At 32.0% G+C, this 12834-nt stretch carries 8 protein-coding genes and 2 tRNA genes; 6 read left to right on the top strand and 4 right to left on the bottom strand.

All coding sequences use genetic code 11. The features are described from left to right. The 4 genes from ribB to OGZ34_RS10565 all read left to right on the top strand — a co-directional run bounded on the left by ribB (position 1) and on the right by OGZ34_RS10565 (position 3263). Positions 1 to 1134, top strand: a complete 1134-nt coding sequence (gene ribB / locus OGZ34_RS10580) for a 3,4-dihydroxy-2-butanone-4-phosphate synthase (protein ID WP_173967331.1) — start codon at positions 1 to 3, stop codon at positions 1132 to 1134. A 6-nt stretch (positions 1135 to 1140) separates the two neighbouring features. Further along, positions 1141 to 1539, top strand: coding sequence for an acyl-CoA thioesterase (locus tag OGZ34_RS10575; RefSeq protein WP_173967330.1), 399 nt, complete (start codon positions 1141 to 1143; stop codon positions 1537 to 1539). Positions 1540 to 1691: 152 nt separating this feature from the next. Continuing rightward, positions 1692 to 1779, top strand: a tRNA-Ser gene (locus OGZ34_RS10570). Between the two features lie 260 nt (positions 1780 to 2039). Beyond that, a complete protein-coding gene (locus OGZ34_RS10565; RefSeq protein WP_263362990.1) occupies positions 2040 to 3263 on the top strand; it encodes a site-specific integrase in 1224 nt (407 codons plus the stop codon). Positions 3264 to 3412: 149 nt separating this feature from the next. On the opposite strand, the gene OGZ34_RS10560 is transcribed toward OGZ34_RS10565, so the two are convergent. Further along, positions 3413 to 4981 (bottom strand): UvrD-helicase domain-containing protein, encoded by a 1569-nt coding sequence (locus tag OGZ34_RS10560; RefSeq protein WP_263362989.1) that lies wholly within the window; start codon positions 4979 to 4981, stop codon positions 3413 to 3415. Beyond that, a complete protein-coding gene (locus tag OGZ34_RS10555; RefSeq protein ID WP_263362988.1) occupies positions 4956 to 6863 on the bottom strand; it encodes an ATP-dependent nuclease in 1908 nt (635 codons plus the stop codon). The genes OGZ34_RS10560 and OGZ34_RS10555 overlap by 26 nt, the downstream gene beginning before the upstream one ends. 374 nt (positions 6864 to 7237) lie before the next feature. On the opposite strand from OGZ34_RS10555, the gene OGZ34_RS10550 reads away from it, so the two are divergent. After that, positions 7238 to 10900, top strand: a complete 3663-nt coding sequence (locus OGZ34_RS10550) for an nSTAND3 domain-containing NTPase (protein ID WP_263362987.1) — start codon at positions 7238 to 7240, stop codon at positions 10898 to 10900. Between the two features lie 516 nt (positions 10901 to 11416). On the opposite strand, the gene OGZ34_RS10545 is transcribed toward OGZ34_RS10550, so the two are convergent. Together OGZ34_RS10545 and OGZ34_RS10540 are read right to left on the bottom strand one after the other, a co-directional pair. Next, positions 11417 to 12016 carry a hypothetical protein gene (locus tag OGZ34_RS10545; RefSeq protein WP_263362986.1) on the bottom strand — a complete coding sequence of 200 codons (600 nt, stop codon included), beginning with the start codon at positions 12014 to 12016 and terminating at the stop codon, positions 11417 to 11419. After that, positions 11992 to 12165, bottom strand: a complete 174-nt coding sequence (locus tag OGZ34_RS10540; RefSeq protein ID WP_263362985.1) for a hypothetical protein — start codon at positions 12163 to 12165, stop codon at positions 11992 to 11994. Before OGZ34_RS10540 ends, OGZ34_RS10545 begins: the two co-directional genes overlap by 25 nt. Before the next feature lie 530 nt (positions 12166 to 12695). Between OGZ34_RS10540 and OGZ34_RS10535 the strand changes: the two genes are divergently transcribed. After that, positions 12696 to 12780, top strand: a tRNA-Ser gene (locus tag OGZ34_RS10535). Positions 12781 to 12834 lie beyond the last annotated feature (54 nt).

Genomic DNA, 12834 nt, shown 5'->3' with positions numbered 1-12834 from the left:
ATGTCAACAACAAAAATACAACTGAATACCATTGAAGAAGCTATTGAAGACATTCGTCAGGGTAAAGTAATCATTGTAGTCGATGATGAAGATCGTGAAAATGAAGGTGATTTTTTGGCTGCAGCCGAAAAAGTAACTCCGGAAATGATCAATTTTATGGCTACTCACGGACGTGGGTTAATTTGTGCCCCATTGACAGAAAGCCGTTGCAAGGAATTGGATCTAAGACCAATGGTTACAAACAATACAGATCATATGGAAACTGCTTTTACTGTTTCTGTTGATTTAAAAGGACATGGAGTAACCACGGGAATTTCAGCTGCTGACCGATCTAAAACAGTACTAGCACTAACAGATTCAAATGTTAAACCACATGAACTGGCACGCCCGGGACATATTTTTCCTTTGGTAGCCAAACAAGGCGGTGTTTTAAGAAGAACAGGACATACAGAAGCTGCAATTGACTTTGCCAGATTAGCTGGATTCAAGCCAGCCGGCGTGATCTGTGAAATTTTGAATGAAGACGGTACGATGTCACGCTTACCGGAACTGGTTAAAGTAGCCAAGAAATTCAATTTGAAATTAGTTTCAATTGAAGATTTAGTAGCCTACAGAATGCAGCACGATAGTCTGATTGTGAAAAAAGAAGATTTTGACATCGAAACACGCTTTGGAACTTTTAGATTGAGAGCATACGAACAGACTACCAACAAACAAATTCATATTGCGTTAACAAAAGGTACCTGGAATCTGGGAGAACCAATCTTAACGAGAATCAATTCTTCACAAGTAAATAATGATTTGTTAGGAACATTGACCAATAATGCCGAGCAGCAATTAGACGATATGTTTAAGGTGATTAATGAAAACGGCAAAGGCGCTGTACTATTCATAAATCAAGACATGACGGCTGTGAATCTATTGAATAGAATTGCAGAGCTTAAAGCCTTGCAGGCAGGAGGAACAATGAAAGCACCAAAAGTGATCATTGACAGTAAAGATTATGGAATTGGCGCTCAGATTTTACACGATATTGATATTTCAAAAATCAGACTAGTCTCTAACACGGAACAAACAAAACGTGTGGGAATGATTGGATATGGACTTGAAATCACCGAATACGTAAGCTACTAAATATACATGGGAACATTAGAAGAAAGAATTGCAAAATCGGAAACACGTATTTTTAAAGCGGTTTTTCCGAGTACGACAAACCATTATGATACTTTATTTGGAGGTACAGCACTTCATCTTATGGATGAAGTTGCTTTTATTTGTGCGACACGATTCAGCCGAAAAAAAGTAGTTACGATTTCAACCGGTCAAATTGATTTTAAAAAAGCAATTCCTGCCGGAACTTTAATCGAATTAGTAGCCAAAGTGATTAGCGTTGGAAGAACGAGTTGTAAAATTCACGTTGATATTTTTATGGAACAAATGTATTCTGAACTTCGCGAAACCGTAGTTTCAGGAACTTTTTCGTTTGTTGCAGTTGATGAAAACAAAAAACCAGTACCGGTTTTAGACGACCTGGATTAATTTTTTCAAAAATCAGTTTCTCGTAAATACTGGTAACTAGACACTTGAAAATTATTAAAAAAAACTTTCAAAAAAAGTCTAAAAAAAGTTTTGAGAACCGAAAAAGCATCTTATATTTGCACTCGCAATCAGCAAATGATCTGCGACATACTGGAGAAATGGCAGAGCGGTCGAATGCGGCAGTCTTGAAAACTGTTGACTGTAACAGGTCCGGGGGTTCGAATCCCTCTTTCTCCGCCAGTAGAAGTTTCATAAGAAACTTTAAAAGTCAAAAGCCTTTAAACACTAGTGTTTAAAGGCTTTTTCGTTTTTACACACTTTTTAAAAAGCACATGTTTTATCAAAGAATGGTGGCACAATTAGTAACCCACTTTTTTTGAGATCTTTTTTCTCAAAAATGGACCACCACAAAGAGAGAATTCCCTGGGAATTCCCTGCTGTTAATGGGCTCTCTTAAAATTTTTAATTCAATTTGATTATTAATTTTAAAACTAGATAACATGTTAAAAACAATTTTTCTGCTAAAATCCGGCAGAGTTAATCGAGATGGAGAAAGCTCTATTATTCTAAGGCTTTCTTATAAAACCAAAACAATTACAATCGCCTCGGGAAAATATATTTCGAAAGAAAAATGGATCCAGACAAACCATCTGAAAAATACCCTGAAGGCGGAAAAAGAAAAGGTAATCAAAAGCTCTCTTGATCTCATGCAGCTTAATGCAGAAAAGAAGTTTACAGAACTTTTCCGAATTGATCCTGACGTTGATCTGGAATTGCTAAAAGCTGAACTTACAGGAAAAGCCAAAATCGGCCAGCCTCAAGGCCCTACCGTAATTGAAATTATGGAAACATACAATGTATTCTTCACTAAAAGAGTCAATTCTGGAGAACGTGCAGTGGCTTCACTGCAGAAGTACAAAAGAGCAAAGAATTTACTTTTGGATTTCATCACCAGTAACTACAAAAAAGAAGATCTACCCGCATCTGAAATATCAAGCTCGTTTGTGTTTAAACTGGAACAGTTTCTTAAATACGAAAGCAGTTTTAAAGACCAGACAGGCATCAAAAACAATTCGGTGGTAAAATATATGAAGATGTACAAAACTGCCTGCAATTACGCCATTAAAATGGACTTGATCATAAAAAACCCATTCAACGTTTATGACGGAAGGCTGAGTGTCAAGGATGCTGTTTTCCTAACTCAGATGGAACTGAATACGATCGAGAATAAAATCTTTTCAACGCCCCGTCTGGAAAAGGTCAAGGACATATTCCTTTTCAGCTGCTATACAGGATATGCGCCCGTCGATGCCATGGATCTAACCGAAAGAAACTTATCCGAAGATTCAAATGGAAACTTATGGATTATGACCAGCAGGGCCAAAACCGCCATCAGAGCCAATGTCCCTGTACTGCCCACAGTAGAGAAAATTATTTCTAAATATAAAAATCAGCAGAAAGGTCTTATCCCGAAAATATCAAACCAGAAAATGAATGCCTACCTTAAGGAAATAGCTGATGCATGCGGCATTGACAAACATCTTACATGGTACGTTGCCAGGCACACATTTGCAACCACCGTAACCTTAGGAAACGGAGTAAGACTCGAAAACGTATCAGCCATGATGGGACATACCAATACCAAGCAGACACAGCATTATGCAAAAGTTTTGGATGTAAACATTATGGAAGATATGGAGAAACTGAAATCTAAGTTTAGGTGATGTTTTTTTTTACTGCATAAAGATTATCCAAATCTCTCAACACTGTTGAGAGATTTCCACTAGACAGAGACTTTCTGTTGCAGGTGAAGAATATAATTTTCAATTCGGAAACAATGACCTCTATATTCAACTGCAAAAATTACTTTTCTTTACTGCAGCATGCACACGTTCAACTGTTCTAATTTCGAAAGAGTATCTGAACTTACTTCCTGAAGACAACCTAAACATAAAAACCTTTCAGCTCGGCTGAATGCAACATACCCTAAACGAGGATAGTCTGTATCTTCCTTTTCACGCTTAAGTTCTCTTATTTCAGGATCAGTCTCGATCCAAAGTAATAACTCTTCTTCCGTTTTAGCTATAGCCAAGACAGCTTGAGACTCTAGGCCTTTTATTGTATGTATATTACAGACTGTAACAAGATTACCTGTCTGTCTATTATTAAAATCAAATTTTAAATTTTCAATTTTTACAGGCAGCCCTTTCACCATCTCCAATTTAAGTTCCTCTTTAATAAAACTTCCATATGTATTCTCATTTTTAATTTTACCGCTTCTTATAGCTTTAAATACAGATATAGAATATTTCCTCAAGGTATAAATATTCGTATTATAACGCTCACAAAATTGAGTCTGCGTCATTTGAATTGTCGAAAGGATCGCATCCTGTATTGCTGTAATTGGAGAAACACCGGTTTCTTTTTTAGGATTCATATAATTATTACCAACTGCTGCAGTAATACGATTTATGACGTCGTTTTTTTTTGCCAGAATACAGCGCTCAGAAATCGGAATTTCTAAACTCTCACACTTCTTATAAAAATCTTCAATCATATGAGTCACAGTCCCCCATTTTTGGGTGAACATGACATCTTCACCTACCTCAGCAGTTTTTCTACCTTTCCTGCACACAGCTTCCTGTTGGAATAACTCAGATTTAAAAGTTCGCCCATTAAACTTATTAAGAAATGATACTATTTTTTGAGTAGACCGAAAATTCCTCGCATTTAGCTCAATGTCATAGCTCGCGCTGTCTGAAGCCTTTAAAATAGGAATATTCTTAAAAGACTTAATTGAAGAGTCAAAACTTTGGATGTATTGCTCAGGATCACCAACACAATATATTTTAGTTTTCTGTTCTTTACGAATATTTTCAATAATACTGAACACGTCATTGCCTGAATCCTGAAACTCATCAACAAATAAAAACTGCAATCTATTGCTGAGTGCCCGAGCTACCGCTTTATTGCCAACACAATCCTTTGCAATTGAAAGTGTCTGATCAAAAGTTATATAACCTTTTTTGTTAAGTCTCTTACGTATTGCTTTCTTCAAAACTGCAGCATCCTGAGGAGTTTTTACTCTATTCGCTTTATCTTTTAAACTTTCTACCTTTGTATATACATCATCAATACCGCATTGTAGAAACAATTTTTCACTCGAAACTTCTTCACTTCCAAATGCCGAAAAAGGCATTACAATAAATTTATTCAAAAAAGAATGCATGGTTCCTATAAAAAGATTTTCAGGTATGCTTATCTGTTTTGATACTCTTAAATATATATTGTTGGCAGCAGAATTCGTATAGGTGATTACTGCCATGTATCTGACAGGAGATAGATCAGGCAGAGCTTCAATTATTGACGCTACCATATTATGGGTTTTTCCTGCACCCGGTCCGGCAATTATTAGTTTAGGTTTTAACTTGGTGTTTTTCATTTTGAAAAAAATTAATTCCTTCAATAATATATTCTGGAATCACAAATCCGTCAGTCGTAGATTCAGAATCAGAAAGATTTAACATCAAAGAATAAGCAAACTCTGACTTATACCCCTCAATCAGAGCAAAAAAACTTTCTGTGTCAATAGCTTTTTTCTGCAAAGCTTCCGCATAAGCTTTACCACTATTTGGCCTCACTTCCTGCAAAACCTTCAGTAACAGATCCCTCCCTGGTCCTACTAAGTTTTGGTTTATAATATCTTTTTCAAAAGTAGTGTCGACAGTAATACCGACTTTAATCTGTGACACGCCTTTATACTTTTCTGCCAGATTATCGGCTCTATCTTTTGCTTTTGTATCTGAATCTCTGTCTGTCAACACAAGACATTTTTGAAAAAATCCATTTTTTATAATTTCAAGAAAATAACTGAATGCCAAACCATTTACATTTACAACACAACAGCTAGATTTTTCAGTTGAATGATTCATTATTCGTTCAAAAAATACAGGTATTAAAAGTTTTTCGGAAATCCCTTCAACAAGTATGATCTTCCTTGAGTAAAAAATATTAGAATTGACAGCATCAAGATACTTATTAAGATATTTTATTTGTTTTCGTCCTAACGCATTGTCACTGAAACCATCAAGTACATAATGCGAAGCAATTTTGTCTCCATCTCTGTAGAGAACTACGGTATTTTCAAAATCAATCTTTGTAGTTATATGTGTTGAATGCGATGTGATCAGCAACTGAATATCTTTTCTAAATTCTTTCTTGCCTTCAATTTTTATAAGTGATTCTATATTATGTGCCAAATGATCCTGAAGATTTGGATGTAAATGCGATTCAGGTTCCTCGAGACCCACGACTCGAAAATATGAGCTATGCCCACGTGTAACATCCTCAACATAAGACAAAACCAAAGAAATAAATAAAAGATTGTTACGACCTGTTCCATTCCTTTCAATTCTTATGGGATTATCTCCATATATTAAACTTATTTTTTTCAACAGATCAGATACGTCGGGCAGTGAGAAAATTAAATCTACTATATTCGATGTATCATCATTCGTAAGGGAAATCTTGTCCAGCTGGAGAGAAATACCAGCTTTTATCTCTTGGAGAGTTTCATTATCATTAATTGCCTGCTGCAATCCAACCAGCTGTCCTTTAAGATCTTGATATTTCTCCTCTTCTTTAGAATTCAATATCCTGAAAAGAAGCCTGCTGTTATGGCTAGCTACCAATTCCGTGCATGCATCCCTTAGTGCGTCCAACAATTCAAACTTCATTTGATTAAGATGATACATGTTCGCACTAGTACTGCTGCTGCTTCCTCCATAAATAGTATAAAAATACTTAGAGATCGGAAAATTTATCAAATCAAGCTTTGCACTGGGAAGAAGATTATCATAAACTTCCTGAGTATGCTCGTTAATAAATTTTTGTATAAAATTTCTTTGATTTTGAAGTTCTTCCTGCCTTTTAAACCTGGGGCCCGGTGCAAATCTGTATGTTAGCGTGGCTTCTGAAAAACTAGCATTACTATACCATTCACCAATAACGGACTCCTGATCTTCATCCCAGCCAGTCAGGGTTGCCTCGATAAAAATCTCTGGTAAAATGATATCTTCAATCGGAATAGTAAAATCCAGCACCTGACTCTTAAATCTAAGAATCTCTTTATAATTAAAATCCGAAACTTCTAAAATCCGCCTTTTTGTGTATGATACATCTTGTCCAAAAATAAGCCCAATTGAATCCAGCAGATTTGACTTTCCAATATTATTTTCACCAACAATTAAAGTAAGGGGTTTTAGCTCTATTGTAAAATCATCAAAAGTTCTGTAATTTTTAATAACAAGTTTTGATATATACATAAGGTTAGAAGTGCTTAATTATTTTCAGATAAATATATATTTTTACAAAAAATCAGTTTACTAACAGGCTTCTACTCTTTTACACCACTATCCTACACTATAAATCCTATTAATATTTTTTTTTACATGCAATATAGTTTTTTAACTTCATATGTAGGAATATATTTCAAAGAATAAAACTAAATCTGCCAAGTATCAAAATTTTTTACCATATTCTAATTTCAGTCAATTTTTTTAATATATAAAAGGATAGAAAGTACATATTTTGACTGGAGAAAAAAAGATTACGATCCGCGAGAACAATTTTTCTAATAAATACAAATTATAAAATTGAATAAAAAATTTATACTTATTTTTGAAATTAAACAATTACAATGATAACAAGTATAGAGCAGGCCCTTTTAAGATGTAATCCCGATAAGTTTGCCAATATTTGCAGACTTTACCTCGCTTATAGATACTCGATTGTAAATCCTACTGGTTTAGTTATTGGAAAAGAAAAATCAAAGAAAGGAACTCCTGATAATTTTATATATGATAATGGTTCTTATATATTCAGTGAAATTACAACCACTGATAAAGTTAAATTAATTCCAAAATTAAAGAATGACATCAAACATTGTTTTAATCAAAGCGATATATCTTCTGATAAAATAAGTAGAATCATTTTAATCTGTAATCAAGAGATTACAACCAAACTTCAAGAAGAACTTAATAATCATAAAACCTCGTTTAATAAATATACCAATTTAGAAGTAATTGGCATAGACGCTTTTGCCACTATTATCTTTAGAGATTTTCCCTCTCTGGCAAGAGAACTAGGTTTAAATATTGACAGTGGTCAAATTTTAGAAATTAGTGAATTTATTACCCAATATGAGAAATCAAAATTTGCTACGCCTTTATCTAACGCTTTTTTTAACAGAGAAAAAGAATTAGATAAAGGTATTGAATTATTAAACAAATATGATTTTTTACTAATTACAGGACCTGCCGGTGTTGGAAAAACTAGACTTTCGATTCAGTTAGTTACAGATTATTTGAAAAATAACACCCAATACATTATAAAATATATAAGGAACAATAATCAGCTGATTTGGGATGATCTAAAAGTGCAGCTTATGAAAAACAACAAGTACATAATTGTTGTTGATGATGCTAATAAACTTAAAAGTAATTTGACTTCAATTATAAATTTTAAAAATGAATTCACTTCAGGTGACATCAAAATTATAATGACTGTTAGAAACTATTTAAAAAATGAAGTAGAATCTCAGCTGAGAGAAAATGGCTTAATCGAAATTGCAAATTTTAATAGAGCTGAATTAGCTAAAATTCTGCAATCTGATGGATTTAGAATTACTGATTATTATACTGATCGAATTTATTCAATATCAAAAGGAAACCCACGGATAGCCTTGATGGGGGCCATCGCTGGAAAAAATAACGAAATCGAAAAACTTACAAAAGCATCCCTGATATTAGAAGAGTATTTTTCGTCAGCTAACAATAGCATTAAAGATGACTTAATTTTATTAAAAACTGCGGGAATATTAACTCTTTTTAGATCTATCGACATTTCTAATGCAGCTGTTATAGATGAAATTTCGAGGTATTTTGATATAAACAAAAATGAATTAGTAGAAAAATTAAGCTTATTAGTCAAAAATGAAATTGCTGACGAATATAAAAATACATATAAAATCGCTGACCAAATACTTGGAGAATATATTTTCTATTTAATTTTCATCAAAGAACAGCATATTTCCTTTAAACAGCTATTGATCTTATACTTTGATGAGAATAAAATTTCTTTGATGTCTCTTTTAAATCCGATAATCAGCAATTATGGTTTTCATGAAGTAAAAGATTTGATATTATATGATATTAAGCAGAAGTGGAATTCAATTGAAGGATCTCAAGATAAGTCAATAAAATTTTTAGATGTATTTTGGTTTTATTTAGAAGCTGAAACGTTGTCGTTTTTAAATAAAATAGTAAGTTCCGAAACAGATAGTAAGGTTGAAAATCTTAGGTTTGAAATCTTCGAAAGCAATTCAATCGAATCTTATGACGATAAGGTAATTGATCTTTTAGTACGATTTCAAAACCTTCCAGACAAATTTGAAGTTGCTTTAGGATTATTATTAAAGTATGGATTGTCAAACGAACTACGATTCACCAAAATATTAAAAGTTTTTACACAATCATTTACATATAAAAGATTTAGCTATGAATACAATTATAAAATTCAAATTCAGTTATTTGAATTTTTATATTCAAAAATCAATGAAAACAACCTTTTTTATTCTAAACTTATTCTTTTTATAGCTAATGAATATCTGATTGACAGTTATCAATGCTATGATGGCGGAGATGGAAGACAGATCTATTTCAATCAGGTATCTATTGCTCTAACTGAAGATCAAAAGACTTTTAGAACTACACTGTTTAAATTCATCTTTGATTGTTATAAAAATAAGGAATTAAAAAATAATGTACATGACTTTTTTGATAAGCATTCCTACGCTCACTTTTATCAAAACGAAAAAAGAGTAATCAATTTTGATAAAAAGCTTTTGATTCCATTCTTTAAAGAAAATTTCAATAACGGAGAGTTTAAAGAATGTGCAATTATTCATAATTACATTAGAAAACTCAAAACTTTAAAAATCGATTACGAAAAAGAATTAAAAAATCTTATCAGCTCACAAGAATTTAATTTATGGTTATTGTTAGATGATAAATTTGAAAGAGATGAAAAGGTAATTAATACTTTTTCAGATTACACTTTTAACGATTATATAGTCTTAATGGAGTCCTTAAACATCGTTTATCAAAACAAGTATGCAAATTATTCTTGTTTTGACTCTATAACGGTTCCTGTTTCTGAAATCTTTGAAAATCTTGCAAATGAAGATTTTGATCTATTTATCAAGGTATTAAAAAATGCCTTCAATTATGAGTACGCAAAACATCTGCATTTCAGAAAAATTATATCAACTGTTGACTTTGACAAATTTAAAGTCGAAAAATTAAAATTAGTATTAAAACAAACTTTAAATAACGACATTTACTTGTTAGAGCTCTTTACAAGAATTCCAGCTGAGTACTTAAAAAAAGAGGATTACAATTATCTTATTGAGACAATACAAAAGGAAGATTTCAAAAATATTTGGTACATAGACGAAATTATAGAAAGAATTTCTGATTTGGATTTGGATATTGAGTTTGAAATTGAAAAACTACTGGATATAATCATCATAAAAACTGAAATAAACGATAATTTGTTTATGTATGGCCGTTTTTTTGCAATTATCTATGAAAAATACTCATTGTCCTTCATGAAAAACTTAAAAAAGATCGAAAAGATATATTTATATCTTGATAAATCTAGAAGACATTTCGATTATGACTTGAAAGTATTAAAAATGATCCTATTACATAATCCAAATTTCATCATAGACTTATTTGAATATATTTTTGGCGATAAAAAATACTTATCAAGAGGAGATTTTGATGAAAATGATTTTAAGAGATTATGGGATTTGGATAATTACGAAATTGTGTTTGAAAAAATGCTCAATTATTTGGCAAATTTCAAGAGTATTTTTCTCCATTTGACTTCAGAATTTGCAAGTGCTTTTATTGGAAACAGCCAGAAAGAAATAGATTTTTTGCATAGTCAACTAATGAAAACTGAGAAAAAAGAAATTACTTTATTAATATTCAATATTATTAGTAGCATCTACAATGACAAAATGCTAGATTTTCTCAAAATAATCATAAATAAAAATTGTGATGCTGAACTTTTCAGAAGACTTGACTTTTATGTTTCTCCAGGAGTTACAATGGGGAGCAGATTACCAAAAATGCAATTTGAATTATCTCAACTGGAAAAAGTAAAAGATTTTCTTGTCCAACAAAATAACATAAAATACTACGAGTTTATAGAAATTATAGATCAAGATATTATGTATGCGAAAATGAGTCTTGAAAGTGAAAGAAAAAGAGAATTTATTAGCGAATGGGATTAAATTAATTAAACTAATAATGTATTTATTTCTTTTACTAAGAATGTGAGTAGAGTTGCCTCCCTTTTGACCATGCAAAAGAACTATGGTAGATTGGCAGCAAATTCAAATAAAATCTTTATAATTTACTACTTGGACCTTAAAGCAGACTTTCAATAACTTTTATAAAGTTGCGGATACTAAAGCTTTTGTTTTTATTCTACCCTTCTCAATAGTTTTTTTTATAAAAAATGTAAATTGTACATACAGAGATACAATTGAATGAATCGGTTTGCCGAAAAAGTAGCTGGTAAACTGTAGCCGGTTTTTAATGAAAACATCACATTCCATTCTAAACATTTTGAGGAATCCTATATCCCTGACTGCCTTTGCTACCATTGTAAATTAAAGTCTGACTCTCTTGCACTGTAAATACTCCTTAGATTATAGAAATTTGGTGCACCATTCGAAATGCCTAAAATTGGCATTCAGGCCAAATTCACTATAGACATAGTGAACAGGAAATATTCTCCTTCAACCTTATTCTTTCTTTCTAGGAATAAAATATCCTTTTATACAGTTTGGGTTTACAATACACAACTGAATATGATTTTTAGTTTTAAACCCGGCATTTTTATAAAGGGCATTTCCTTCAACAAAAATTCCTTTGATACTGTCATAAGGTTCAAGACCAGCGTCCTTACGCATCTTATGCACAGTATTTATTACAGCACAATCTAAATCTCTAAGCCACAAATCTTTATTTGATCCAACATTTCTATTTTGTGGAATTTCAAAATCAGCAAGAGTTAACATCTCAATAAGAAATTCATGTGCCGCTTTTACCTCTTTAAGATTATCGTAGTCAGTCAAATCCAAGCAATGCTGTAAGTCGATAACTGCACCAAATACAAATGGCTTAGCAATAGCAATTTTCCCCTTAACTGGATGCTTCTTTTTAAATGCAATATATTCTTTTGCCCTTGAAAGACTGTTTTCCCAAAAGTAGTAGCCATGACCTAACCAGTCATAAACATTGGAACTAAGTTTCATCTTAGTTTTATGATTTACAATATCAAGCCCTATGGATTCATCGCATCCGTGAAAACCTAAAGTTAAGCCTGTTTTTTTAGAATACATAATTCTCTGTACTCTTTTCTAAGATTTCCTCCTTTTGTAAGAACACCAATTGTATACAAAAATTCACGAGCCTTTTCCTTGTCATTGGAAATCTCCGTTTTTTTATCTTCAATTGCTTTTTTATATTTTCTAAGTTCTTGAGTACTCATCTTAAAACGCTTTAGTAACTTTACCTACTTTTACCAACAGAAGTATTGTTAGTAACATTAAAAACATAATGTTTTACAAAAATACTTATATATAGCTTTAGATCACCTACATAAACAATACTTATTATCTATTGATAATTCTAAAATCTTTATATTTACCTATAGTATCTCTTTTATAATGTATAATCTCAAATGTTCCAACATTAGCTTTATGCTTTACATTATATATGTAAGTTATCTTCCTCTTATATGTTTATTTCCTGTTATAAGATTATTTCCTCATACTTCTTTTATATGTCTTTTAAAACTTACCAAGTACAAAAAAATATAATTTATTTCTAGAATTTTAGTCTTTACTACTGAAGAGAATCAATTTATTTCCTTATTGTAGATTATAGTTAACAATAATTTTTCGCGGAACATTTACAATCCATTTATAATTTTCTTGACAAATACTATCAAAAAAATTTCTGCAATCGAAAAAACATTTTATCTTTGCACCCGCAATGAGAAAATGATTGCGTCTTACTGGAGGAATGGCAGAGCGGTCGAATGCGGCAGTCTTGAAAACTGTTGACTGTAACAGGTCCGGGGGTTCGAATCCCTCTTCCTCCGCAAAAGACAAAACCCTCAACAATGTTGAGGGTTTTGTTGTTTTATACCGGAATG

The sequence above is a fragment of the Flavobacterium collinsii genome (assembly GCF_946903285.1).
Classification (GTDB): domain Bacteria; phylum Bacteroidota; class Bacteroidia; order Flavobacteriales; family Flavobacteriaceae; genus Flavobacterium; species Flavobacterium collinsii.
The sequence above is the reverse complement of the archived record's forward strand: the minus strand, read 5'-3'. Positions and strand labels throughout refer to the sequence as shown.

What these genes read in the sequence shown, in the direction of transcription:
- OGZ34_RS10550 (WP_263362987.1), top strand. Translation starts at nt 7,238, where the DNA reads ATGATAACAAGTATAGAGCAGGCCCTTTTAAGATGTAATCCCGATAAG.
- ribB (WP_173967331.1), top strand. Translation starts at nt 1, where the DNA reads ATGTCAACAACAAAAATACAACTGAATACCATTGAAGAAGCTATTGAA.
- OGZ34_RS10545 (WP_263362986.1), bottom strand. Translation starts at nt 12,016, where the DNA reads ATGTATTCTAAAAAAACAGGCTTAACTTTAGGTTTTCACGGATGCGAT.
- OGZ34_RS10555 (WP_263362988.1), bottom strand. Translation starts at nt 6,863, where the DNA reads ATGTATATATCAAAACTTGTTATTAAAAATTACAGAACTTTTGATGAT.
- OGZ34_RS10565 (WP_263362990.1), top strand. Translation starts at nt 2,040, where the DNA reads ATGTTAAAAACAATTTTTCTGCTAAAATCCGGCAGAGTTAATCGAGAT.
- OGZ34_RS10560 (WP_263362989.1), bottom strand. Translation starts at nt 4,981, where the DNA reads ATGAAAAACACCAAGTTAAAACCTAAACTAATAATTGCCGGACCGGGT.
- OGZ34_RS10575 (WP_173967330.1), top strand. Translation starts at nt 1,141, where the DNA reads ATGGGAACATTAGAAGAAAGAATTGCAAAATCGGAAACACGTATTTTT.
- OGZ34_RS10540 (WP_263362985.1), bottom strand. Translation starts at nt 12,165, where the DNA reads ATGAGTACTCAAGAACTTAGAAAATATAAAAAAGCAATTGAAGATAAA.